The organism is Lacrimispora sp. 210928-DFI.3.58 (assembly GCF_020554865.1).
Lineage (GTDB): Bacteria > Bacillota > Clostridia > Lachnospirales > Lachnospiraceae > Enterocloster.
Map to the genome: position 1 here is coordinate 1 of NZ_JAJCIC010000025.1, position 23,708 is coordinate 23,708.

Annotated in this window: 20 protein-coding genes and 1 riboswitch; of the genes, 6 read left to right on the plus strand and 14 right to left on the minus strand. The window is 53.5% G+C overall.

Going from position 1 to position 23,708, the window contains the following annotated elements:
• The first annotated feature begins 214 nt into the window (after nucleotides 1–214).
• Nucleotides 215–1,102: a DegV family protein gene (locus tag LIZ87_RS14880; protein ID WP_227148153.1), complete on the plus strand. Its 888-nt coding sequence runs from the start codon at nucleotides 215–217 to the stop codon at nucleotides 1,100–1,102.
• A gap of 32 nt (nucleotides 1,103–1,134) precedes the next feature.
• Here LIZ87_RS14880 and LIZ87_RS14885 read toward each other — a convergent pair whose 3' ends face one another.
• The 7 genes from LIZ87_RS14885 to ileS all read right to left on the minus strand — a co-directional run bounded on the left by LIZ87_RS14885 (nucleotide 1,135) and on the right by ileS (nucleotide 13,249).
• Complete coding sequence (locus LIZ87_RS14885) at nucleotides 1,135–1,944, minus strand: undecaprenyl phosphate translocase family protein (RefSeq protein WP_330664634.1); 810 nt, start codon at nucleotides 1,942–1,944, stop codon at nucleotides 1,135–1,137.
• Nucleotides 1,945–2,108: 164 nt separating this feature from the next.
• Nucleotides 2,109–4,577, minus strand: coding sequence for a homocysteine S-methyltransferase family protein (locus LIZ87_RS14890; RefSeq protein ID WP_227148209.1), 2,469 nt, complete (start codon nucleotides 4,575–4,577; stop codon nucleotides 2,109–2,111).
• Between the two features lie 25 nt (nucleotides 4,578–4,602).
• On the minus strand, nucleotides 4,603–5,637 hold the full coding sequence (locus tag LIZ87_RS14895; RefSeq protein WP_178316448.1) for a threonine aldolase family protein: 1,035 nt from the start codon (nucleotides 5,635–5,637) through the stop codon (nucleotides 4,603–4,605).
• A 77-nt stretch (nucleotides 5,638–5,714) separates the two neighbouring features.
• Complete coding sequence (locus LIZ87_RS14900; protein ID WP_227148155.1) at nucleotides 5,715–6,365, minus strand: vitamin B12 dependent-methionine synthase activation domain-containing protein; 651 nt, start codon at nucleotides 6,363–6,365, stop codon at nucleotides 5,715–5,717.
• Between the two features lie 125 nt (nucleotides 6,366–6,490).
• Complete coding sequence (gene metF / locus LIZ87_RS14905; RefSeq protein WP_178316296.1) at nucleotides 6,491–7,351, minus strand: methylenetetrahydrofolate reductase [NAD(P)H]; 861 nt, start codon at nucleotides 7,349–7,351, stop codon at nucleotides 6,491–6,493.
• A gap of 101 nt (nucleotides 7,352–7,452) precedes the next feature.
• On the minus strand, nucleotides 7,453–9,909 hold the full coding sequence (locus LIZ87_RS14910; RefSeq protein ID WP_227148157.1) for a glycogen/starch/alpha-glucan phosphorylase: 2,457 nt from the start codon (nucleotides 9,907–9,909) through the stop codon (nucleotides 7,453–7,455).
• Between the two features lie 202 nt (nucleotides 9,910–10,111).
• Nucleotides 10,112–13,249 (minus strand): isoleucine--tRNA ligase, encoded by a 3,138-nt coding sequence (gene ileS, locus LIZ87_RS14915; RefSeq protein ID WP_178317017.1) that lies wholly within the window; start codon nucleotides 13,247–13,249, stop codon nucleotides 10,112–10,114.
• Nucleotides 13,250–13,742: 493 nt separating this feature from the next.
• Nucleotides 13,743–13,849, plus strand: a riboswitch (TPP riboswitch).
• Nucleotides 13,850–14,060: 211 nt separating this feature from the next.
• On the opposite strand from ileS, the gene thiS reads away from it, so the two are divergent.
• From thiS to LIZ87_RS14940, 5 genes are all read left to right on the plus strand, one after another.
• Nucleotides 14,061–14,264: a sulfur carrier protein ThiS gene (thiS, locus tag LIZ87_RS14920; protein WP_227148159.1), complete on the plus strand. Its 204-nt coding sequence runs from the start codon at nucleotides 14,061–14,063 to the stop codon at nucleotides 14,262–14,264.
• A gap of 5 nt (nucleotides 14,265–14,269) precedes the next feature.
• A complete protein-coding gene (gene thiF, locus LIZ87_RS14925) occupies nucleotides 14,270–14,908 on the plus strand; it encodes a sulfur carrier protein ThiS adenylyltransferase ThiF (protein ID WP_227148161.1) in 639 nt (212 codons plus the stop codon).
• Between the two features lie 105 nt (nucleotides 14,909–15,013).
• Nucleotides 15,014–15,790, plus strand: coding sequence for a thiazole synthase (locus tag LIZ87_RS14930; protein ID WP_227148163.1), 777 nt, complete (start codon nucleotides 15,014–15,016; stop codon nucleotides 15,788–15,790).
• A gap of 21 nt (nucleotides 15,791–15,811) precedes the next feature.
• Nucleotides 15,812–17,026 (plus strand): 2-iminoacetate synthase ThiH, encoded by a 1,215-nt coding sequence (thiH, locus tag LIZ87_RS14935; RefSeq protein ID WP_227148165.1) that lies wholly within the window; start codon nucleotides 15,812–15,814, stop codon nucleotides 17,024–17,026.
• A complete protein-coding gene (locus tag LIZ87_RS14940) occupies nucleotides 17,013–17,579 on the plus strand; it encodes a thiamine phosphate synthase (RefSeq protein WP_442912204.1) in 567 nt (188 codons plus the stop codon). Before thiH ends, LIZ87_RS14940 begins: the two co-directional genes overlap by 14 nt.
• Here the strand turns inward: LIZ87_RS14940 and LIZ87_RS14945 are convergent.
• From LIZ87_RS14945 to LIZ87_RS14975, 7 genes are all read right to left on the minus strand, one after another.
• On the minus strand, nucleotides 17,576–18,331 hold the full coding sequence (locus LIZ87_RS14945) for a LamB/YcsF family protein (protein ID WP_178317075.1): 756 nt from the start codon (nucleotides 18,329–18,331) through the stop codon (nucleotides 17,576–17,578). The two genes, LIZ87_RS14940 and LIZ87_RS14945, sit on opposite strands and share 4 nt — an antisense overlap.
• A gap of 42 nt (nucleotides 18,332–18,373) precedes the next feature.
• The gene (locus tag LIZ87_RS14950) at nucleotides 18,374–19,171 is read right to left on the minus strand and encodes a putative hydro-lyase (protein WP_178317076.1); all 798 of its coding nucleotides are present in this window, start codon (nucleotides 19,169–19,171) and stop codon (nucleotides 18,374–18,376) included.
• A 70-nt stretch (nucleotides 19,172–19,241) separates the two neighbouring features.
• Nucleotides 19,242–20,258: a biotin-dependent carboxyltransferase family protein gene (locus LIZ87_RS14955; protein WP_178317077.1), complete on the minus strand. Its 1,017-nt coding sequence runs from the start codon at nucleotides 20,256–20,258 to the stop codon at nucleotides 19,242–19,244.
• Nucleotides 20,259–20,264: 6 nt separating this feature from the next.
• On the minus strand, nucleotides 20,265–21,005 hold the full coding sequence (gene pxpB, locus LIZ87_RS14960) for a 5-oxoprolinase subunit PxpB (protein WP_227148167.1): 741 nt from the start codon (nucleotides 21,003–21,005) through the stop codon (nucleotides 20,265–20,267).
• Between the two features lie 45 nt (nucleotides 21,006–21,050).
• The gene (locus LIZ87_RS14965) at nucleotides 21,051–22,115 is read right to left on the minus strand and encodes a DUF4392 domain-containing protein (protein ID WP_227148169.1); all 1,065 of its coding nucleotides are present in this window, start codon (nucleotides 22,113–22,115) and stop codon (nucleotides 21,051–21,053) included.
• A 33-nt stretch (nucleotides 22,116–22,148) separates the two neighbouring features.
• Complete coding sequence (locus LIZ87_RS14970; RefSeq protein ID WP_178316172.1) at nucleotides 22,149–23,003, minus strand: aminotransferase class IV; 855 nt, start codon at nucleotides 23,001–23,003, stop codon at nucleotides 22,149–22,151.
• Nucleotides 23,004–23,059: 56 nt separating this feature from the next.
• Nucleotides 23,060–23,707 carry a cytidylate kinase-like family protein gene (locus LIZ87_RS14975; RefSeq protein WP_178316173.1) on the minus strand — a complete coding sequence of 216 codons (648 nt, stop codon included), beginning with the start codon at nucleotides 23,705–23,707 and terminating at the stop codon, nucleotides 23,060–23,062.
• Between the last annotated feature and the right edge of the window lies 1 nt (nucleotide 23,708).

Here is a 23,708-nt window from a genome sequence, read left to right on the forward strand (position 1 = left end):
TGTCTTAGTGCTTCTTATGTCCGAAACCGGAGCGCCAGCCGCCCTCCCGGCAGCCAGAGCGCAAAATGAGGAAACTCAAGACCAGCAAAAATAACGAAAGGCCCGGCCCCTTCATCGCCCCTCCGGTGACAACTTTGTTAAAAATGTTCATATATGTTTGACACCCTATTTTCGCCATGTTATACTTTTTCCAGCAAACGTAAGGAGATATCTCATGGAAAATTCCTATATGATAACATGCAGTTCTACTGTTGATATGCCAGCCGCCTATCTCTCCCAGCGGCAGATACCATATGCCTGCTTCCACTTCCGTATGGATGGCAGGGATTATGACGATGATCTCGGAAAGTCCATTTCGATTGAGGATTTTTATCAAAAGATCCGTGAGGGTGCCATGCCCACCACCTCCCAGGTAAACCCGGAGCAGTATGAGGCCATGTTTGAGCCCATATTAAAAGAAGGAAAGGATATCATTCATCTGACCCTTTCCTCTGGTATTTCCGGCACCTATAATTCTGCCGTGATCGCCCGCGAGGAGATGCAGGAGCGCTTTCCCGACCGCAGGATCACTGTGATCGATACCTTGGACGCCTCCATCGGCTACGGCCTGCTTCTGGACAGCGCCTGGGAACACATGCAGGCAGGTATGAGCTATGATGACCTTGTGGATTGGATCGAGAAAAATAAGCTGAAGATCCACCACTGGTTTTTCACCTCCGACCTAAGCCATCTGCGCAGAGGCGGGCGTATCTCTGCCTCCGCTGCCTTCTTCGGCAATATGCTGAACATCTGTCCCATGATGGATCTGAACGCAGAGGGCAAGCTGGTTCCCCGCGATAAGTGCAGAGGCAAGAAAAAGGCCTTAAAGGAGCTGGTGAACCGCATGAAGCTTCACGCAGAAGACGGCACAGGCTACAGCGGCAAATGCTTCATCGCCCACTCCTCCTGTCCGGAGGACGCTGCCCAGCTCCTGGCCATGGTGGAGGAAGCCTTCCCTCATTTAAAGGAGAGGCCCCTCATCACAAACTTCGGCACGGTCATCGGTTCCCATACAGGCCCCGGTACCGTGGCTCTGGTATTCTGGGGAGATAAGCGGATGTAGCAGGCGCTCACCAAAACATCTGCTGCCAGGCCTTAGCCCTTTGATGACATCCAAAAGAGCACCCAAAACCCGGCCGCTGCCGCTGCCCCGCTGCCCATAAGCCCCGCCCCGGCAGGAATGCCTGGATAGAGCTCCGGCAGGCTTCCCAGCATAAATCCCAATATGATCAGATAGGCAGGCTGTGGATACCGCTTTAATAAGCCCTCCAGCAGACTTGCCACAAGGAAGGTCCCTCCCGCCACTCCGATCCCCAATGGGATCAGAGGCAGGATATCCAGGGAGCTGATGCTTTTCATGATGGATTCATACATCCCCAGCATATAGAGCATTTGTGAAACACTGATCCCCGGAAGCACCAGGCCTGCGGCAATGATAACACCTCCCAGGAGCGGGAGTATCAAGTTCCTTCCGCCCGTCATTTCTGCCTGCAGAAATACTCCGGCAGGCAGAAATGAGAGAAGGACTACCGCAAGGATGCCGATGGCAGGATAGGCCACAGTCTCCCATCCCAGCCGCCTGATCCCGGCCTTTCTGTAGATCATGGGGATCCCCCCCGCCACTGCCCCCAGAAAGAAAAACCGCAGAGGCACATTGGCCCTGGTCGTCAGCAGCCATGTGATAAGCCTTGAAAAGAGCACCATTCCCAGGGCTGCTCCTGCCAAAAAACGGAAAAGGATTCCCATACTCTCAGCCGGAGTCCTGAAAAAACGGCTGACTGCCTGTATCAGCTTATCATAGATCCCCAATATCATTGCCATGGAGCCTCCGCTGACTCCGGGAACCGTCATAGTCCCTCCTATCCACATTCCTTTTGCAAAGAACTCCATCTGACCTTTTCCCAATCCATTTCCTCCTTCTCTCTCCCGTTTCAGGCAAATGCCCCCTTTGTATATCCTATGTAGATCTCTTGATTTCTATTTCACAAACAGAAAGAAGCCTGGCCCTGAGCAGTCAATCAGACTGACACAGATAGGACCAGGCTTACCAGGCTCTTCTCTATTTTTCCTTACATTCCTCCAAAACGCTGCTCTGCAAAATGAACCGATGCCATGGCGTCCCTGCAGTAGGCGTCAGCCCCAATGGTCCGGGCATAATCCTCTGTCAGCACAGCTCCGCCTACCATGACTTTTACCTCCGGCGCTTCCTTTCTGAGCTGGCGGATGGTCTCCTCCATGTTTGGCACCGTGGTCGTCATAAGGGCGCTTAAGCCCACCAGAGGCACCTGCTGTTTCAGCGCCTCCTCCACGATCCTCTCAGGAGGCACGTCCTTGCCCAGGTCGATCACATCATAGCTGTAGTTTTCTAAAAGGACCTTCACAATATTTTTTCCGATATCGTGGATATCTCCCTTTACCGTGGCAAGGATGATCTTCCCCTTTTTCTCCTGGACCTGGCCGCTGCCTTCCATGCTGGACTTGATCACCTCAAAGGCCGCCTTTGCCGCCTCTGCACTCATGAGCAGCTGGGGCAGGAACACAGTGCCCTTCTCAAAGCCCTTTCCCACATGGTCCAGGGCCGGGATCATCACCTCATTGATGATCACCAAGGCTTCCTTCTCCTTTAGAAGCTCAGAGACAGCCTCATGGGCCTTCTCCTTCAGTCCGCGCTCAATGGAGCTCATCAAAGCCTGGCTGTTATCCCCGGCTCCCGGACCTCCGGCAGCTCCTGCGCTCCCGGCTCCGCTCATTCCGGCATTTCCCGACCCATTTCCTCCTTTTGAAAATGTCTGGCCCAGCCCTGCCGTCTGGCCGCTGTAGATGCCGATATACTGGCTGCACTGGGGATCCAGATCCATCAGCGCATTGAAGCTGTAAAATGCACGCATCATGGCTTCCGAGTTTGGGTTGATGATCGCTCCGTTCAGACCGCACTCCATTGCCATGGTGAAGAAGGCGCTGTTGATGATCTCCCGCTGCGGAAGACCAAAGGAAATGTTGGAAACACCCAGAATAGACTTTCCTCCCAGCTCATCCCGTATACGCCGCAGGGTCTCCAAGGTCGTAAGGGCCCCCTTGCTGTCGGAGCTGACCGTCATGCACAGGCCGTCCAGGATAATGTCCTCAGGCCCGATCCCATACTGTGCCGCCCTGTCAATGATCTTTCGTCCCACTGCGATACGCCCGTCTGCTGTCTCCGGTATACCTGCTTCATCCAGGCAGAGTCCTACCACCACGCCTCCGTACTTTGCCACCAGCGGAAATACCTGGCTCATGACCTCCTCTTTTCCGTTGGCGGAGTTGATCAGGGGCTTTCCGTTGTAGCACCTCATGGCCCGCTCCATGGCCTCGATGTTGGAGGTGTCGATCTGCAGCGGCAGGTCAATGACGCTCTGCAGCTCCCTTATGGTCTCCTCCATCATGGATGGCTCGTCGATCTCAGGGAGACCCACATTGACATCCAGCACATGGGCTCCGTTGTCCTGCTGGGCCACGCCTTCTCTTAAGATATATTCCAGATTATGATCCCGCAGGGCCTGCTTGAATTTCGATTTTCCTGTAGGGTTAATGCGCTCCCCTATGATCACAGTCCTCCTGTCAAAGAGCACTGCCTGGGAGTAGGAGGAAATGATCGTGCGCCCTTTCTTTTCCGGCCATACCACCGGCATGTCCTTGCAGCGATCCACCGTCTCTCTGATGTGCTCCAGCGTGGTCCCGCAGCAGCCGCCCACTATGACGGCTCCCATGGAAACGATCTCCTCCATAACCTTGGCAAATTGGGCCGCATTGATGTCGTAGACCGTTTTCCCGCCCTCGCTTCTGGGAAGGCCCGCGTTAGGATTTACCAGCACCGGAGTGGAGGATACCTTTAGGATCTCCTCCAGGATCCCCTTCATCTGCACAGGTCCCAGGCCGCAGTTGATGCCCAGCACATCCACCTTCAGTCCCTCTAAGAGAGCCACCGTGGACTCCACATTGCCTCCTGTAAGGAGCTTGCCCTTCTCATCATAGATCACAGTCGCAAAGATGGGGAGGCGTTTTCCATCCGGGCCAAAGCCTGCCTCCTTTGCTGCCAGGACAGCCGCCTTCAGTTCATAGCTGTCGCTCATGGTCTCGATCAGCACCAGATCAGCTCCGGCTGCCGCACCGGCTGCCACGACCTCCCTGTACAGGTCCACGGCAGCCTCAAACTCCAGATCTCCCAGAGGCTTTAAGAGCTTTCCTGTGGGGCCCAGGTCCAGGGCCACGTATCCGTGTCCCTCCTCCTCCACAGCCGCCTTTGCATTGCGGACAGCCGCTGTCACCACATCCTCCAGGTTCTCCTTATATTTCAGTCTGTTGGCACCAAAGGTATTGGTAGTCATGATATCGGCTCCGGCCTTCAGGTACTCTCTGTGTATCTCCTTTATAACCTCCGGGTGAGTCAGGTTCCACAGCTCCGGCAGCTCTCCTGCCTTTAAGCCCTGGGCCTGCAACAGACTTCCCATGCCGCCGTCACAGAACAGGCGGCGTGCCTTCATTTCCTCTAAAATATTCATCTTTCCCTCCGATCGAGGTTCCGGCTCATCCCTCATTGATGTCATTTACCAGCTCCTTCACCTGCTTCTCACTGGTGATCCAGCTGGTGCAGATGCGGATGGCGCTGTGTTCTTCGTCCACCCGGCCCTGGTATGTAAATACGTATTTTTCTCTCAACTTTTCCAGTACACTGTCAGGCACCACCGGAAATATCTGGTTGGTGGTATTTGGTACCAGGAAGGGGTATCCCTTTTTCACAAAGGCCTCTCTGATCCTGTCTGCCAGCCTATCTGCGTGCGCTCCCAGCTCAAAATACAGCCCGTCCTTTAAAAGCTCCGTAAACTGGATGCCTAAGAGACGGCCCTTTGCCAGCATTCCGCCTCTCTGCTTGATGTGATACCGGAAATCCGGCTTCAGCTGGTCATTCGTGATCACCACTGCCTCGCCGAACAGTGCTCCCACCTTTGTCCCCCCGATATAGAACACATCGCAGTTGGCAGCCAGCGTGGGCAGATCCACATCATTTCCCTGGGCAGCCAGGCCATAGGCCAGCCGCGCGCCGTCTACAAAGAGGTACAGGCCGTACTTTTTACAAACGCTATACAGCGCTTCCAGCTCCGCCTTTGTGTAAATGGTCCCCAGCTCTGTGGGATTGGAGATATAGACCATTTTGGGCTGCACCATGTGCTCAAAGCTGTCATCTGAAATATGATCCAGCCACAGCTTTTCCACCTGTCCGGCCGTTACCTTTCCATCCTTTGAGGGAAGGGCGATCACCTTATGGCCTGTGGCCTCGATGGCTCCTGTCTCATGGACATTCACATGGGCGCTTTCCGCTCCCACTACTCCCTGATGAGGACGGAGGGCAGAGCTGATCACAGTCAGGTTTGCCTGGGTTCCTCCCACCAGGAAATGAACGTCTGCATCCTTTCTCCCGCAAAGCCCTTTTATGATTCCGGCAGCCTCCTTACAGTAGCTGTCCTCCCCGTACCCCGGAGTCTGCTCCAGGTTTGTCTCTGCAAGCCTCCTTAAAATGCGCTCATGGGCTCCTTCATTGTAATCACAGTTAAAACGTATCATTTTACTACAACCTCTCTTATATTTTCTCAGTCCTGTTGTCCATATATTCTAATGTGCCGGCACGGTGCCCCCTGCCTTTATCTGCGGTACATACAGTCCGTTTTCCCGCAGGCCTCACAGCCCCTGACATCACAGCGGTAGGGCTTCCGTGAAAGTCCCATAACGGCAGTTACGGATTTGGAGGGCATCATAAGCGAGCTGTCCGTCAGCTTGATGCCGATCCGTTTTCCCGCCTCCAGACCGTCCAGGATCGCCCCCTGACAGCTTAAAGGGAAATCCCCATAGCCCGGGCTGAATCTGGGGCGCAGATACCAGCCCTGTTCCTCATACTGTGCTTTTAGCGCCTTACAGGTCTCATCGCAGTACTCCTCGATCATAGCAGCGGCGGCAGCCTGCAGGATCACGGCACGGCTCATCTGGAGGCGGCTGTATTTCTGGATCAGATGATCCGCCCCGAGCCCTAAGGTGGCCGCAAACACCAGTATTTGTTCACAGTCCTTTAGATTTTTTGATAAATTTCTGCTCTCTGCCTGAAAGCAGCCCCCATCGATCTTCCCCTCACCGTCCATAGAGAGTGGGAACAGCCTGCACAGATATTTGGGAGACGCAGCCTCCCCCAGCTGCATGATAGACTCCTCCACCATGGCACTTACTGCCTCGTCTGCCTCCTGGCCCTTATAGCCCAGATAGCGCAGCACTTCCCTCCGCTCAATTGATGCTGTATCCAAAACGCTGCCTCCTGTACATTTCAAACGGTGTAACTGTTCAGTACCCTCACAGTTACGAGCAAAAATCCATTTAAAATCGGCTCCGCCGATGGGATTTTTGCCTTCTGGCCCAGTTTATCTTACGGTCACTTTAAAATTTCCGATAAATTCTCTTTGATCTTCCTTGCCACATCCGGCTTATTCATGGAATATACATGGATCCCCTTGATGCCGTTTGCGATCAGGTCAATGATCTGGTCCGTCGCATAGGCGATGCCCGCCTGCTTCATGGCAACCGGCTTATCTCCAAACTTGTCCACCAGGGACATGAACCTGGCCGGCATATAGCAGCCTGACATCTGAACGCTCCTGCTTACCTGGCTTGCGCTGGTAATGGGCATGATACCGGCAATGATGGGAACTGTGATCCCTTTTTCCCTGATACGGTACAAATAACTGTAGAACACGCTGTTGTCAAAGAACATCTGTGTGGTGGCAAAATCACAGCCAGCTTCCACCTTCTGCTTCAGATAATCCATATCAATGGATTTGTTGGCAGATTCCACATGGCCTTCCGGATAGCAGGCTGCGCCGATGCAGAAATCTCCCGAATCCTTGATCTCCCGGATAAGCTCCGAGGCATAGTGATATACCTCCGGTGTTCTGCCGTCCTTTGGGATATCTCCCCGGAGAGCCAGTACATTTTCAATCCCCTTTTCCTTCAGCTGGTCCAGCACATGGTGAACCTTTTCCTTTGTAGAGGACACACAGGTCAGATGGGCCAGAGGCGTTACACCGTATGTATCCTTGATGGTGGAGGCAATATCCACCGTATAGTCGCTGGTCCCGCCGCCTGCTCCATAGGTGATGCTCATGAAATCCGGCTTTAATGTTGCAATCTCTGCTGCTGCTCTCTCCACGGAATCATAGGCATCCTCTGTCTTTGGAGGAAACACCTCGAATGAAATAGTAATTTTGTCCTGTGCCAATATGTCGCGAATCTTCATTTTTCTTCCTCCGTACAATATAAGGTTGCGCTCCCGCAATACCAAAATACTCCGGCCACCCTGTTTCAGATAGCCGGAGCCTGCCAGGATGGCCCTGGCTTTTAAATCTCCACTGTCACCTTTTTCAGATGCCAGATATCTCTCACGTATTCCTCAATGGTTCTGTCAGAGGTGAACTTGCCGCTGTTTGCCACATTGATGATGGCAGCCTTTGCCCACCAGGACTCATCCCTGTAGGCAGCGTCAATGCGCTCATGAGCCTCTGCATAGGACCGGAAATCCTTCAGGATAAAGTAGGTATCCGCCCTGTCGCTGCTCTTTGTGTTCAGCAGGGAATCATAGATATCCCTGAACAGCTCTGGGTTGTCCGGTGCATAGTAGCCGTTGATCAGCTGCATCAGCACACGGCGGATCTGCTGGTCGTTGTTGAAGATATCCATTGGATAGTACCCGCCGTGGTTCTCATAGTTAATAACCTCATCAGAGGACATGCCGAAGATAAATGCATTGTCTGCGCCTACCTCCTCTACGATCTCCACATTGGCGCCGTCCATGGTTCCTAAGGTCAGCGCACCGTTTAACATGAACTTCATGTTGCCTGTACCGGATGCCTCCTTGCTGGCTGTGGATATCTGCTCGCTGACATCAGCAGCTGCAAAGATCAGCTCAGCATTGGAAACGCGGTAATCCTCGATAAATACTACTTTGATCTTACCGTTGATGGAACGGTCATTGTTGATCACATCAGCAACAGAGTTGATCAGCTTAATGGTAAGCTTTGCTCTCTTGTAGCCTGCTGCAGCCTTTGCGCCGAAGATAAAGGTTCTTGGAACCATATCCATATTCGGGTTATCCTTTAACTGATTGTACAGGTACATTACATGGAGGATGTTCATAAGCTGTCTCTTGTACTCATGAAGCCTCTTGACCTGCACATCAAAGATAGAGCGCGGATCCACGTCAATTCCATTGTGCTCCTTGATGTATTTTGCAAGGCGCACCTTGTTCTGGTACTTAATGTTTAAGAACTCCTGCTGGCACTTCTCGTCGTCTGCATAGATCTCCAGCTTCTTGATGTGCGGAAGATCAGTGATCCACTCATTGCCGATCTTGGAGGTTACCCAGTCAGCCAGAAGCGGGTTGCCGTGAAGCAGGAATCTTCTCTGGGTGATACCGTTTGTCTTGTTGTTGAACTTCTCAGGCATCATCTCATAGAAGTCCCTTAACTCCTGGTGCTTTAAGATCTCTGTGTGGAGCCTTGCAACACCGTTAACAGAGAAGCTTGCTGCGATCGCCATATAAGCCATCTTCACCTGTCCGTCGTAGATGATAGCCATCTTGCGCACCTTCTCCTGGTTGCCCGGATACATGCACTGAATCTGGTTCATGAAGCGGCGGTTGATCTCCTCCACGATCTGGTAGATACGCGGAAGCAGGCGGGAGAACAGCTCGATCGGCCATTTCTCCAGAGCCTCTGACATGATGGTATGGTTGGTGTAAGCACATGTCTTTGTGGTAACCTCCCATGCCTCGTCCCAGGTCAGGCCCTCTTCATCCAGAAGGATACGCATAAGCTCCGGGATCGCAACGGTCGGATGGGTATCATTTAACTGGAATACCACCTTCTCGTGGAACTTGCGGATATCGTCATGTGTCTCCTTGTACTTCTGAACAGCTCTCTGAACACTGGCGGAGATAAAGAAGTACTGCTGCTTTAAGCGCAGCTCCTTGCCTGCATAGTGGTTGTCATTGGGATAAAGCACCTCTACGATGGTCTTTGCCAGGTTCTCCTGCTCCACTGCCTTCTGATAATCGCCCCGGTCAAAGGAATCCAGGTTAAAGGTATTGATAGGCTCTGCATCCCAGATACGCAGGGTATTTACCACGTTATTGCCATAGCCGATCACCGGCAGGTCGTAGGGCACGGCACGGACGCTCTGATAACCGTCCTGTACAAAATGGTTTGCGCCGTTTCTGTTTTCAATACGCACATAGCCGCCGAATTTTACCTCCACAGCATACTCCGGGCGGCGGATCTCAAATGGATTGCCATCCTTTAACCAGTTGTCCGGCACCTCTACCTGGAAGCCGTTCTCGATCTTCTGCTTAAACATGCCGTAGCGGTAGCGGATGCCGCAGCCGTAAGCCGGATAGCCCAGGGTTGCCAGGGAATCCAGGAAGCAGGCAGCCAGACGTCCCAAGCCGCCGTTTCCTAATGCCGCATCCGGCTCCTGGTCCTCAATGAGGTTCAGATCAAAGCCCAGCTCATCTAACGCCTCCTTGATCTCCTCCCGTGCGCAGATATTGATGATATTGTTGCCCAGAGCGCGTCCCATAAGGAACTCCATGGACAGATAGTATACGGTCTTTACATCCTTTTTCTCATATTCCTTGTGGGTAGCGATCCACTCGTCAATAATAACATCCTTCACAGCGTAAGCCACTGCCTGGAACACCTGCTGGGGTGTTGCCTCATCGATGGTCTTGCGGAACATGTTCTTTACATTGTAAATGACACTGTGCTTAAATGTGGCCTTATCAAAGCCTGATTTATTCATTGGCCCGTCCTCCTATTTTGTTTTTCAGGTATCTGTTCAGTACCCTTACAGCTACGTCAAAAATCCATTTAAAACCGGCTTCGCCGATGGGATTCTGCCTGCTGGCCCAGGTTATCTTACGGTCAGCGCAGTAACTGTGCAGGCCTGTTGAACAGTTACTTTTCTCAGTTCTTTATTTAATCCCCCGCCGTTCATATTACCATTATTTCATGGTCTTTTCAACACCGAGCATTACATTTTCGCCGTTAATATTCCACTCCTTAGCATGACCCTTGATCTGACCGATCGTGATATAGTCCGCCATCACCTCTGCCTTGATCTCGTCCGCATGTGCCTTTAACAGCTCTGCGATCCTGTCGTTGGCATCCTGATACACATTGATATGGTCCATTACCTCAAAGCCGGCTTCCTTTCTCATGGTCTGGATCTTGCTGATGAGCTCTCTCACAAAGCCCTCCTCGATCAGCTCCGGAGTCAGGTTGGTATCCAGCACAACAGTGACATAGTTGTCCTCCTCTGTCACATAGCCGTCCTTTTGGGCCACATCGATCAGCAGATCCTCCTTTGTGAGGGAAACCTCCTGGCCGTCAAAGTCAAAGGTCAGGGCGCCCTTTTCATTCAGAGTATCCATGGCTGCGCTTCCGTCCACCTCTGTGAGGGCCTGGCGGATCTTGTTTAAGAGCTTGCCGTACTTTGGCCCTACGGTCTTGAGCTGGGGCTTGAAGGTATAGGAGGTAAATGCACGCACATCGTCTGTAAAGGTTACCTTCTTCACATTCAGCTCATCCTCAATGATCTCAATATAGAACTCTGACAGAGGATGGTCAGCCTTTACATACATCTGTGCAATGGGCTGGCGGTTCTTGATGTTGGCAGTATTTCTGGCAGCGCGTCCCATTACTACAGTCTTAAGCACCTCGTCCATATCGGACTCCAGCTTCTCATCAATCCACTCTTCCTTTACGGCCGGGAAGTCGCACAGATGAATGCTCTCTAAGGCATCCTTGTCAATCTTTCTCACGATATTCTGGTAGATCTGCTCTGTCATGAATGGGATCATGGGAGCAGCAGCCTTTGCCACGGTCACAAGGGCGGTGTAGAGCGTCATGTAAGCATTGATCTTATCCTGCTCCATGCCCTTTGCCCAGAAACGCTCACGGCTTCTGCGCACATACCAGTTGCTCATGTCATCTACGAACTCCTGGAGAGCTCTTGCAGCCTCCGGGATCTGGTAATTCATCAGGCTGTTGTCCACGGCCTTCACCATGGAGTTCATCTTTGACAAAAGCCACTTGTCCATAACCGGAAGCTTGTCATACTCCAGAGCGTACTTTGTGGCGTCAAAGTCGTCAATGTTTGCGTAGAGCACCCAGAAGGCATAAGTATTCCACAGGGTTCCCATGAACTTTCTCTGTCCCTCTGTCACAGCCTTATCCTGATAACGCTTCGGGATCCACGGAGCGCTGCAGGTGTAGAAGAACCAGCGGATCGCGTCTGCGCCATGGGCAGCCAGCGTCTCAAAGGGATCTACCGCATTTCCCTTTGACTTGCTCATCTTCTGCCCGTTCTCATCCAGCACAAGTCCCATAACGATAACATTCTCATAAGGAGCCTTGTTGAACAGCAATGTGGACTCTGCTAACAGGGAATAGAACCAGCCTCTTGTCTGGTCTACCGCCTCGGAGATGAACTGTGCCGGGAACTGGGATTCAAACAGTTCCTTATTCTCAAATGGATAATGGTGCTGTGCAAATGGCATTGCTCCTGAGTCAAACCAGCAGTCGATGACCTCTGGCACACGCTTCATGGTGCCGCCGCACTTCGGGCACTTGATATTGACATTGTCAATGTATGGGCGGTGGAGCTCAATGTCGTCCGGGCAGTTGTCGGACATGCTCTTTAATTCCTCGATGCTTCCGATGGAATGCTGGCAGCCGCACTCGCACTCCCAGATGTTGAGCGGTGTGCCCCAATATCTATTTCTGGATATGCCCCAATCCTGGATATTCTCCAGCCAATCGCCGAAACGGCCCTTGCCGATGGAATCAGGGATCCAGTTGATGGTGTTGTTGTTGCGGATCAGGTCATCCTTCACTGCGGTCATCTTGATGAACCAGGACTCTCTTGCATAGTAGATCAGAGGAGTGCCGCATCTCCAGCAGTGGGGATAGCTGTGCTCAAAGTTAGGCGCAGAGAACAGAAGGCCTCTTGCATCCAGATCCTTTAATACCAGGGGATCCGCATCCTTTACGAACTTGCCTGCAAACGGGGTGTCCGCTGTCATATGGCCCTGTGCATCTACCAGCTGTACAAAGGGCAGGTCGTACTTACGTCCCACATTGGCATCGTCCTCACCAAAGGCAGGAGCGATATGAACGATACCTGTACCATCTGTCAGTGTTACATAGGTATCGCATACAACATAGTGGCCCTTCTTATGCTGCTTTACGCCGTAGGGAACGGAGCAGTCATAGAGAGGCTCGTACTCCTTGTACTCCAGATCCTTGCCCTTATAGGTTTCAAGAATCTCGTAGCTTCCCTCTCCCAGAACCGTGTCAAGTAGGGCCTGGGCCATATAGTAGGTATAGCCGTCATTTGTCTTTACCTTTGCATACTCCTCATTTGGGTTTACGCAGAGTGCCACGTTGCTGGGAAGAGTCCAGGGTGTGGTGGTCCATGCCAGGATGTAGGCCTCCTCTCCCTTTACCTTGAACCTTGCAATGGCGGAGCGCTCCTTCACATCCTTATAGCCCTGGGCCACCTCGTGGGATGACAGGGGGGTACCGCAGCGCGGGCAGTAAGGCACAACCTTAAAGCCCTTGTACAAAAGGCCCTTGTCCCAGATCTGCTTCAATGCCCACCACTCAGACTCAATGAAATCGTTGTGGTAGGTTACGTAGGGATCCTCCATATCAGCCCAGAAGCCAACGGTGTTGGAGAAATCCTCCCACATGCCCTTGTACTTCCAGACACTCTCCTTACACTCCTTGATAAATGGCTCCAGACCATATTTTTCGATCTGGTCCTTGCCGTCAAGGCCCAGCTTCTTCTCCACCTCCAGCTCTACCGGAAGTCCATGGGTATCCCAGCCGGCCTTACGCGGAACCATGTAGCCCTTCATGGCGCGGTATCTTGGGATCATGTCCTTGATCACGCGTGTCTCCACATGTCCGATGTGGGGCTTTCCGTTGGCTGTGGGCGGGCCATCATAGAATACATAGGGTTCGCAGCCCTCGCGCATCTTGATGCTCTTCTCGAAAATGTGATGTTCTTCCCAGAACTTTTCGATCTCTTTTTCCCGTTCCACAAATTTCAGATCTGTAGAAACTTTGTCATACATCTTCCTATTCCTCCGTTTGATCGATGCTTAAGGCCTCTGCGCTTTATTTCCATTTCCTGTAAATATAAAATGAAATAGAATCCTGCCCGGAGGGCTTTTTGTATCATAGGAGACTCCGGAGGAGTTTCCTATGATACAAAAAAGCCCCCGCCCTGTAATAGGACGGGAGCCTGACTTCGCGCAAAAGCCCCGTTTCACCACCTGTTACTGCATACTGTCATATGCGCTCCCCTTAACGCCGGGAAAACGGCCTAGCTTAGTACCCTGCAGAGGGATTCAGCCGGCAGCTCCGGAGTGATCTTCGCTCCAATCCCTCCTGCGCCGGATTCTCACCGCCACCGGCTCTCTTTGGCTTCAGGAAAGGGCTACTGTCTCCTTCATTGCTTTTCATAATGAACTTCTTTATTATAATAATGGGACCAGGAAATGTCAACCTAATCTATGTAAAAAAAGATTGACATCCTCTTTTGCCTGTTTTATACTTGTTTCTGTAAATTGAATTGCGGGGAGCTTGTGTACCAGGCTGAGAGGAAGCAGAGAGCTTCGACCCATATACCTGATTTGGATAATGCCAACGTAGGGACGTGCCATTTGTAATAAGAAATTATGGGGACCGCTGTTGGCGGTCCCTTTTTTGTGGGATATCCAAACTTTTGATTTACAACCTTATTAACATCAGAGACAGCTGAATATTGGAATAGCTGAGATTGGACCAAAGAGTTCATGAAGGGGCGCACCACCGCGGGTACGTTTCTTTGTGGACTCTTTTCTATTTTCCAAACAGCTGCCGCAGAAAGGAGGCCTGCATAAAATGATACGGATTACCGTAAACGGCGTGCCAACCCGCCTTGACTGCCCCATGTCAGTGGCCAACTACCTGGAAGACAGGGGCTACAATACTGCCAGAATTGCTGTGGAGCTAAACGGCGCCATTCTCCCGAAGGCCCGCTACTCCTCCACCGCGCTGACGGAGGCCGACACCATGGAAGTTGTAAGCTTTGTAGGAGGAGGGTGATCTTAATGCCATTATTCACGAAAGATGAAATCTACACTGCCCTCAACACCCGCCACTCCCCTGAAACCCAGGCCCTTCTCACAGAGGGACGCGTTGCCATTGCAGGTCTGGGGGGCCTGGGCTCCAACACGGCCTTTTATCTGGCCCGCATCGGCGTGGGCCATCTGCACCTCATCGATTTTGATGTTGTAGACCTGACCAATTTAAACCGCCAGCAGTATTTTATGGAACATGTGGGGATGTATAAGACAGAGGCCTTACAATCCCTGCTCTTTCGCATCAATCCCTATCTGGACATCACCACGGACACTGTCCGGGTTACAGAGGAGAATGTAAAGGAGCTGTTTTCCGGGGACGACATTATCTGTGAGGCCTTTGATGTGCCGGAGGCCAAAGCTGTCCTGGTAAATGGCATCCTGGAGCATTTTCCGGAAAAGAAGCTGGTCTGTGCTTCCGGGATGGCAGGCGCGGCCAGCAGCAACCTCATCCGAACCCGCAGGATCAGTCCCAACTTCTACCTATGCGGTGATGAGGTCACGGAGGCTGTGCACGGCCGCGGGCTCATGGCCCCCAGAGTGGCCGTCTGCGCTGCCCATGAGGCCAACATGATCACCCGGCTGCTGTTGGGAGAGGAAGAACCCTAGTGCCATCATTGTAACTGTTCAGAACGGGGCATCTTCTTGCCCGGCTGATTTCCCACCGTCCTGAATAGTTACACATCATTTATGAAAGAAAGAAGGAACAATACAATGAATCAGAAAAATGACAATTTCATCCTGGGAGGCCATGAATTTACCTCCCGCTTCATCCTGGGCTCCGGCAAATTTTCCCTTGACCTGGTAACTGCTTGTGTGGAAAAGGCCGGGGCGCAGATCATTACCCTGGCTCTGCGCCGTGCAAATGAGGGCGGCCTTGCAAATATCCTGGACTATATCCCGGACACCGTCACCCTCCTTCCCAACACCTCCGGCGCCAGAAATGCTGAGGAGGCCGTGCGGATCGCCCGCCTCTCCCGCGAAGTCTGCGGCAGTAATTTTGTAAAGATCGAGGTCATCCACGACTCCAAATATCTCCTTCCGGACAACTACGAGACCATCAAGGCCACGGAGATCCTGGCCAAAGAGGGCTTTGTGGTAATGCCCTATATGTACCCTGATCTGAATGCTGCCAGGGATCTTGCAAATGCAGGAGCTGCCTGCATTATGCCTCTGGGCTCTCCCATCGGCTCCAACAAGGGGCTCTGCACCAAAACCTTTATCCAGATCCTGATCGACGAGATCGACCTGCCCATCATTGTAGATGCCGGCATTGGCCGCCCTTCTCAGGCATGTGAAGCCATGGAAATGGGAGCTGCCGCAGTGATGGCAAATACAGCCATCGCCACTGCCGGGGATATTCCTGCTATGGCGGAGGCCTTTAAGAAGGCAATCGAAGCAGGAAGGGCCGCTTATCTCTCCGGCCTTGGAAGGACCATTGACAAGGGTGCCAGCCCATCCTCTCCTTTGACGGGATATTTGCAGGATTAGATTACCAGGAGGAATAGGAAAATGGAACAGGAGCATTTTAACGAAAGTATTTATAATGAAGAAATTCTGGAGGACTTAAAGAAAAACAGGATCGATCATATGACCTATCTTCCGGGCATGGAGGTTCTCCGGTCTGACATCATGGACAGAGTGGTCACAGCAGCCAAAAATTATGACTGCGGCAGATATACAGAAGGGGATGTGCGCCGCGCCCTGGCACATGACAACCGCACTCCGGAGGATTTTGCCGCCCTTCTCTCCCCTGCCGCCCTTCCTCTTCTGGAGGAGATCGCCCAGGAGGCCCGCAGGGAGACGCGCAAGCATTTCGGCAACAGCGTCAACATGTTCACTCCCCTTTACATTGCCAACTACTGCGCCAATTACTGCATCTACTGCGGCTTTAACTGCCACAACAAGATCAACCGCGCAAAGCTGACGCCGGATCAGATCCGCCTGGAAATGGAAGCCATCGCCAAAACAGGGCTCCAGGAGATTCTGATCCTGACAGGGGAAAGCCGTGAGAAATCGGATGTGGCCTACATTGGAGAAGCATGTAAGATCGCAAGAGAGTATTTTAAGGTCATCGGGCTGGAGATCTATCCCATGAATTCCGATGAGTATGCCTACCTCCATAAATGCGGTGCGGACTACGTTACCGTCTTCCAGGAGACCTACAACTCCGACAAATATGAATCACTGCACCTTGCCGGGCACAAACGGATCTTTCCCTACCGCATCAATGCTCAGGAGCGCGCTCTCATGGGCGGCATGAGGGGCGTGGGCTTCGGCGCCCTGCTGGGCCTGGACGACTTCCGGAAAGATGCATTTGCCACGGGTATCCACGCCTATCTGCTGCAGCGCAAATATCCCCATGCCGAGATCGCATTTTCCTGCCCCAGACTGCGCCCCATCATCAACAATGACAGGATCAATCCCATGGATGTCCACGAGCCCCAGCTTCTGCAGGTAGTCTGCGCCTACCGCCTGTTCATGCCCTTTGCCTCCATCACGGTTTCCACAAGGGAATGCGCCCGTGTCCGTGACAATCTGGTAAATATCGCTGCCACCAAAATTTCTGCCGGTGTCAGCACCGGGATCGGCGAGCACTCCGATGAAATCAAGACGAAAGGAGACGACCAGTTTGAGATCTCAGACGGAAGATCCGTGGATGAGGTCTATCACGCTCTCTTAGAGCATGAGCTCCAGCCGGTCATGAACGATTATGTGTATGTCTGATATCATTGCAGTCACGAACCGCCAGCTCTGCACCCGCCCCTTTTTGGAGCAGATGGAGCGCGTCTGCCTCTCCCGTCCAAAGGCAGTGATCCTGCGCGAAAAGGATCTGCCGGAAGACCAGTATGAAAAACTTGCAAAGGAGGTACTGGCAATATGCAGGGCCCGCCAGGTGCCCTGTATCCTCCACACCTATCCGGAGGCTGCAAGGCATCTTGGCTGCAGGGCCATTCATCTTCCGCTGCCCCTGCTGCGGGAGTACGCCGGCAGACTGGACGGCTTTCCTGTCATCGGAACCTCTGTCCACTCTGTGGAGGATGCCCTGGAAGCCCAAGGCTTAGGGGCCACCTACATGACCGCCGGACACATTTACGCTACGGACTGCAAGAAGGGCCTTCCCCCCAGAGGCACTGAGTTCCTCCGCCAGGTGTGCGGACAGGTTCACATTCCCGTTTATGCCATCGGCGGTATTAAACCGGATAAGAGGCAGATCCATGAGGTGATGGCCTGCGGCGCGGCAGGGGGATGTGTGATGTCGGGGATGATGACGCTCTAAAAAGCCTGCACTTCCACCCCCGCCTTCTCCAGTGCCCCGCGTATCCTCTGTACAAACGCCAAAGCCTTGGGGCTGTCACCGTGGACGCATACGGAATCCGCCTGTATGGAGATCTCGGTTCCGTCTACCGCGGTAACAGTCCCCTCCTTCGCCATGCGGATCACACGGCCCACGGCATAGTCCTCATCCTCGATCATAGCCCCCGGCATAGTCCTGGGGACCAGGGAGCCGTCAGCCTGGTAGCCCCGGTCGGCAAACACCTCGCTGGCATAGGGCAGACCGGTATCCTCTGCCGCGCGTATCATCTGGCTTCCGCTCAGAGCCAGCAGCACCAGTGTCTTGTCCACTGCCCTCACTGCCTCGCAGACAGCTCTTGCCAGGTCATAATCCTTTCCTGCCATGTTATAGAGGGCGCCGTGGGGCTTTACATGGTTCAGCCTGAGGCCTGCTCCGTCACAGAAGGCCTTTAAGGCGCCGATCTGATACTGGACATATGCCTTTGCCTCCTCCGGCTTCAAAGTCATATTCCGGCGGCCAAAGCCCATAAGGTCCGGCAGGCCCGGATGGGCTCCTATGTGGACACGGTTTTCGCGGCACAGCTTTACAGTCCTTGCCATTACCATGGGATCGCCGCCGTGAAAGCCGCAGGCCACATTGGCCGAGGTAACATAAGGGATGACCTCCTCATCCATGCCGATCCGGTATGCCCCAAAGCTTTCTCCCAGATCGCAGTTCAAATCAATTTTTGACATATATCCCAGCTCCTTTTTCTTTCCACATGCAGTTTGCCTTTTTTACAGCTTCAGCTGCACATTTTTCACATCCGTAATAAACATATGCCCTGGGGCATGGGTGATGGCAAATGGGGGCTTTGAGCTCATAAGCACTGCCTGGGGCGTCACGCCGCAGGGCCAGAACACCGGAGCCTCCCCCTCATGGATCGTGACCATGTCGCCAAAATCAGGGTGCTCCAGATCCGTGATCCCGATCGCCTCCGGGGCCCCGATATGCACCGGGGCTCCATGGACCCTGGGCATGGCTGCCGTGATCGCCACAGCCGCCGGTATCTGGCGGTATGGAATGGGCCGCATGCTGACGACCATGTTCCCTGAAAATATGCCTGCAGGGGCACAGGGGATGTTGGTCTTATACATAGGCACATTGACCCCCTCCTCTATCTGCCTTACGGGGATCCCTGCCTCCAAAAGCTCTGACTCAAAGGAAAAGCTGCACCCGATCAGAAAGCTTACAAGCTCCCTATGAGGATCCTCAAAATACCGGGAGACATCGGTGCATTCCTCTGTCAGTTTTCCGTACTCATATACCCGGTATCCGGGGATATCCCTGGCAATATCGCTTCCCCTGCCAAATTCTGCAAAGGTCCTGCTCCCTCCGTCTGCCACCTCCAGAAGGGGGCAGGCCTTGGGATTTCTCTGGCAGAACAGCAAAAAGTCCCATGCCAGCTCCTTTGGGAGCACCACCAGGTTTCCCTGGGCATAGCCGCTGCACATTCCCGTTGTGGGCGATGTGATCCTGCCCTCCCGTATCAGCCTGCGAACCTCTGACGGTTTCCAATCTCCATATCCGGCCATCTTTTCTTCCTCCTCGCGCAGTTCGTCTTTTCATAGATCTTGAGTTTCCATATTTTGTACTATGTCTTTCTCACCTCTGTTTACGCCCTTCTGCACTCCCAAACCGGCTGCGGATCCATTCAAGCTTTTCTGCCTCCCGTCTGCAGGCGGCGATCCCCTCCTCCGGGGTCACAAACTTGAAGGCTGCCTGCTCCCCCGGCCTCAGCTGCGCCAGGGCCGGGATATCTGTGCTGATAACGGTACCGATCTTCGCATAGCCCCCTGTTGTCTGGTGGTCTGCCAGCATCACTATAGGCATTCCGTCCGAGGATATCTGGACAGAACCCTCCACAATGCCGTCCGATATGATGTCGGAGCCATGAAATGTACCCACAGCCGGACCGGAAAACCTGCAGGCCATCCTGTTGGAATCCGTTGTCAGCCTGTAAAAGCTCCTCTCAAAGGTATGAAGCCCTTCCTCTGTAAATGCCTCTGCCTGCGGTCCCGGCACTGCCCGCACCAGCACGGTACGCTGGGCTCCCATGATCCTGTATGGGTTGGAGGGCAGACGCAGCCATTCATTCTCCGGATCTGCAAGGGATAGAGGAGCTGTCTTTTTCTCCTTAAGCCCTCCGGCCGTCTCCAGCACATCTCCTGCCTGAAGTGCCCGTCCCTCAAGCCCGCCAATGCGGCATTTCAGGTTGGTGGAGCGGCTTCCCATCACCAGGGGGACCCGGATGCCTCCATATACAGCCAGATATCCCCGAAGTCCCCTGACAGCCGTTCCCATAGACAGCACATCTCCCGGTTCTGCTGTGACAGCGCAGTACATGGGAATAGGACTGCCGTTGAGCCTGGGATCCATATCGGCCCCGGTGAGGGCGATCACCTCCCTGGTGGTAAAGCCGATCTTTCCGCCCTTTAGGGTAAACTCCAGCACTGCCTGACCACTGTCTCCTGTTTTCTCATTTCCCGCCAGGATATTTCCCAGTTCCATTGCATATTTGTCACATGCGCCGCTTTCCTGATATCCAAAGGCCGCAAAGCCCCTTCTTCCCCGGTCCTGGACCGTAGTCAGCGGGCCCGCTTCCATGATCTCCAATGCCATCCGGCCTCACCTCTTTTCCTTCGGGCGTACGCTCCAGCTTCCGGGATCGCGGCTGACCGTCTCGTATTCTTCCGGCCCCACTGGCACAAAGCGGATGGTATCCCCTGCTTCATAGAGCATGTTTCCCTCCCTCCCCGGAGCAAACAGCGTAAGCGGCGTCCGGCCGATCAGCTGCCAGCCTCCCGGAGACTCCATGGGATAGATGCCGGTCTGCTCCCCGCCGATCCCTACCGAGCCTGCGGGGATCCTGGTTCTGGGGCTTGTAAGCCTGGGAGTGGCAATGCGCTCATCCAATCCGCCCAGATAGGGGAAGCCGGGCAAAAAGCCCAGCATATAGATCCGGTAATCGCGTCCGCTGTGGATCCCTATGACCTCCTCCTCTGTCAGCCCTGCATGCTCTGCCACAAAGCTTAAGTCCTCGCCAAAGGCACCGCCGTAGCAGACCGGGATCTCCACCAGCTTTCCTGCTGTCTGCTCATCCTGCTCCATCCCGGTCTCCAGCCTCTGCACAGCCTCTGAGACCCTCCTGTAATCCGTTACCAGGGGATCATAGCAGACCAAAAGGGAGGTAAATGCGGGTACCAGCTCCACAATACCCTCTATGCCCGCCCTGCGGATCCTCCTTTCCCAGCTCATCACACGGCAATTCACCGCCTCCTCGATCCGGCTGCCAAACTCCAGGAGAACCGCCCGGTCGCCCACAGGCTTCCGTTTTATTTCTGCCTTCCTCTCTGCCGCTATTTCCACGTTTTTTCCTCCCTCCTCTCCTGTTTTTGGCTCTGCCGTGTCTTCCTATGAAAAGAAGCCCTTTTCCAGCACCGGTCCAAACCAGTGGTCAGAATTGTGGGAGTAGCGGAGCGCATAGGCGGTACACTGCCGCATCAGGCTCACCACACCCGTATTCATCCTGGTGTTAAAGCCGTCAATGCCTGGGATCAGGGAGCCCGTCATATCGATCATGCCGCTGCGGGAAGCCACCCGCATGAGCTCTGCCTCCAGCTCCTCCCTGTGCAGGATCTCCATATCCTTTTTCAGATAGGCAAGGGCTGCTATCATGCCATAGCAGCCCCAGTCTGAGCAGGTGGCTGTTATGATATGGTCAGCGGTGCTGGCAGCCAGTATTCCTCCGCCGCAGCCGCAGCAGCACTCTCCCGGCGCTGTAAAGGGCACGTATGTCCGGATGTGCTCCCCGATGGTGCCCATGCCGATCTCATTTCCCAGATCTCCTATTGCAATGCTCAGGATTTCCAGACTCCGCAGCTTATTCCACAGCACATCCGTCTTGGCCTCCAGTTCTGTAACATCCATGCCCGCCGCATTGTGGTAATGGCCCCCTTCATTGGCTCCCGGCGCTTCCACGGAGATCACAGCCGCCGGGGTCAGCTCTGCCAGGATCGCCTCTGCCTGACGTTGGGCTTCCTTCCTGTCCTTTGTGAAGCTTAAAACGCCCATGCTCAAGGGCAGCTCCATCACGGTCTTCATATCCTCATATATATGGAGCCCCACCACGCTGGCACATTTTTTTACTGCCTCCACACTGTCCGGAGGGCACAGGATGATGGGCTTTGCGTCAAAAGCCAGCACCAGCGCCCTGGCAAGCAGCATGGAGCTTACCATGCCGTCCATCTCCGGCACCCTGTGGGGCAGCAGCACAAACCCGGTCAGAATGAACACCGGATCACCCTTTCCCACTCTTTTGCAGAGAGCTTCCGCCGCCCTCATGGTAAGGGGCTCACCGGCCCAGGCCCTGCTCCCCGCATACAGGATACGGCACACGCCGTAGCCTCTGGGATCCAGATTCATCAGAGAATCCAGATTTTCCCCCACATTCCGCTTTTCCAATCCTTCCCGATCCATAGAAAGCTCCTTTCCGACCGTCCTTTCACAACCTCAAAAAATGCTGGTTTTTCCGGTATATTCCAGATATTCTCCGATGACAGCATCCTGAATGGCCTTTAACGTCCCCCGATCCTTCCCTCCGGCCTCCCTGCCGTCCACCTGGCAGGCGTGAAGGCAGAAGTTGGAGGAGGAGGTGACAATGATCTCGTCTGCATCCATCAGCTCATCCAGGGTAAATGCCCGCTCCATCACCTGGATCCCCAGACGGTAGCAGGCAGCGATCATATGGGTTTTGGATATTCCCCGCAGGATCAGATTGTCATTGGGATGAGAGAAAAACACTCCGTCCTTCAGGATGGACACATTGCTATGGGCGCACTCTGTCACCAGGTTTCCCCTGTGGAACACGGTCTCATCCACTCCCGCCCTCTTGGCCTCCTGGGCTGCCATAACCGACGGCAGCAGGTTCAGGGTCTTGATATTGCAGTGGTAAAACCTGGTATCCTCCTTTGTCATCAGCTTGATGGGCACATCCGGGTCCCGCAGCTTATTTGGACGGATCATCACCCACAGCTTCCCCTTTATCTCCTCGTCGTACACATGGTTGCGGGAGGCTGCTCCCCTGGTCACCTGCCAATAGACAAAATGGGTATCTCCCTCCACCTTAGCCAGGAGGGAGGTCAGGAGCTCTCCCAGCTCCTCCTTTTCCATGGGGACCTTCATATCCAATGCCCTGGCACTAGAATAGAAGCGGTCCAGATGATCCTTCAACAGATACACCTTGTGGTTTCCGCCCACCGTGGCATCGTAGACACCGTCTCCGAAAAAGTGTACCCGGTCATTAAACGGCACCTGCAGCTCATCCGGGGTTCCCACTGCACCGTCATAATAAGCAAGCTCCTTCATATTCTATTACCTCCAATCTTTTTGTGGTCCCTCAGAATCTCCCTGCTCCAGGAAGGTTATCTTCCGGCCACCACTCCGAATTTCAGCCGCACATATTCCTTAATCAATGCCACGCTATTGTCCAATCCCAGACTTGCCGTATCCAGGCACAGATCGTAATTCTCCGGGTTTTTCCATTTTTTTCCTGTATGGTACACATAATATTCATTCCTGTACTTATCCAGGCGTTTAATATATTTTTCTGCCGCATCGCGCTTTATGCCCTGGCGCTCCATCTCCCGCTTTACCCGGCTCTCATAAGGAGCGTCCAGATAAACCGTAAGCACATTGGGCTTATCCCGGAGCACAAAATCTGCTGCCCGGCCAATGCAGACATAGGATTCCTGCTCTAAAAGCTCCCGCAGCACCTTTGCCTGGTAGTTGAACAGATTCTGGTCCGACACAAAGTTTCCGCTCTCCGGCGGGATGATCTCACCATTATAGATGCGCTTGGACACCCGGTACAGCAGCGTCTTTCTGGTGTTCTCATCGGCATTGGCAAAAATGGTCTCGTTGATGCCGCTGTTCTCCGAAGCCAGCCGCAAAAGCTTTCTGTCATACACATCAATGCCGTAATCTGCCGCCAGCTTCTTACCGATATAGCTTCCCCCGCCGCTTCCGCAGGTCCTTGTGATCGCAATTGCAAAATAGTTCTGCTCTGACATA

Excerpts from the sequence above, each read along its gene's own strand:
- LIZ87_RS14880 (WP_227148153.1), top strand. The coding sequence starts at position 215 with ATGGAAAATTCCTATATGATAACATGCAGTTCTACTGTTGATATGCCA.
- LIZ87_RS14890 (WP_227148209.1), bottom strand. The coding sequence starts at position 4,577 with ATGAATATTTTAGAGGAAATGAAGGCACGCCGCCTGTTCTGTGACGGC.
- LIZ87_RS14895 (WP_178316448.1), bottom strand. The coding sequence starts at position 5,637 with ATGATACGTTTTAACTGTGATTACAATGAAGGAGCCCATGAGCGCATT.
- metF (WP_178316296.1), bottom strand. The coding sequence starts at position 7,351 with ATGAAGATTCGCGACATATTGGCACAGGACAAAATTACTATTTCATTC.
- LIZ87_RS14910 (WP_227148157.1), bottom strand. The coding sequence starts at position 9,909 with ATGAATAAATCAGGCTTTGATAAGGCCACATTTAAGCACAGTGTCATT.
- ileS (WP_178317017.1), bottom strand. The coding sequence starts at position 13,249 with ATGTATGACAAAGTTTCTACAGATCTGAAATTTGTGGAACGGGAAAAA.
- thiS (WP_227148159.1), top strand. The coding sequence starts at position 14,061 with ATGATACGGATTACCGTAAACGGCGTGCCAACCCGCCTTGACTGCCCC.
- thiF (WP_227148161.1), top strand. The coding sequence starts at position 14,270 with ATGCCATTATTCACGAAAGATGAAATCTACACTGCCCTCAACACCCGC.
- LIZ87_RS14930 (WP_227148163.1), top strand. The coding sequence starts at position 15,014 with ATGAATCAGAAAAATGACAATTTCATCCTGGGAGGCCATGAATTTACC.
- thiH (WP_227148165.1), top strand. The coding sequence starts at position 15,812 with ATGGAACAGGAGCATTTTAACGAAAGTATTTATAATGAAGAAATTCTG.
- LIZ87_RS14940 (WP_442912204.1), top strand. The coding sequence starts at position 17,013 with ATGTGTATGTCTGATATCATTGCAGTCACGAACCGCCAGCTCTGCACC.
- LIZ87_RS14945 (WP_178317075.1), bottom strand. The coding sequence starts at position 18,331 with ATGTCAAAAATTGATTTGAACTGCGATCTGGGAGAAAGCTTTGGGGCA.
- LIZ87_RS14950 (WP_178317076.1), bottom strand. The coding sequence starts at position 19,171 with ATGGCCGGATATGGAGATTGGAAACCGTCAGAGGTTCGCAGGCTGATA.
- LIZ87_RS14955 (WP_178317077.1), bottom strand. The coding sequence starts at position 20,258 with ATGGCATTGGAGATCATGGAAGCGGGCCCGCTGACTACGGTCCAGGAC.
- LIZ87_RS14965 (WP_227148169.1), bottom strand. The coding sequence starts at position 22,115 with ATGGATCGGGAAGGATTGGAAAAGCGGAATGTGGGGGAAAATCTGGAT.
- LIZ87_RS14970 (WP_178316172.1), bottom strand. The coding sequence starts at position 23,003 with ATGAAGGAGCTTGCTTATTATGACGGTGCAGTGGGAACCCCGGATGAG.
- LIZ87_RS14975 (WP_178316173.1), bottom strand. The coding sequence starts at position 23,707 with ATGTCAGAGCAGAACTATTTTGCAATTGCGATCACAAGGACCTGCGGA.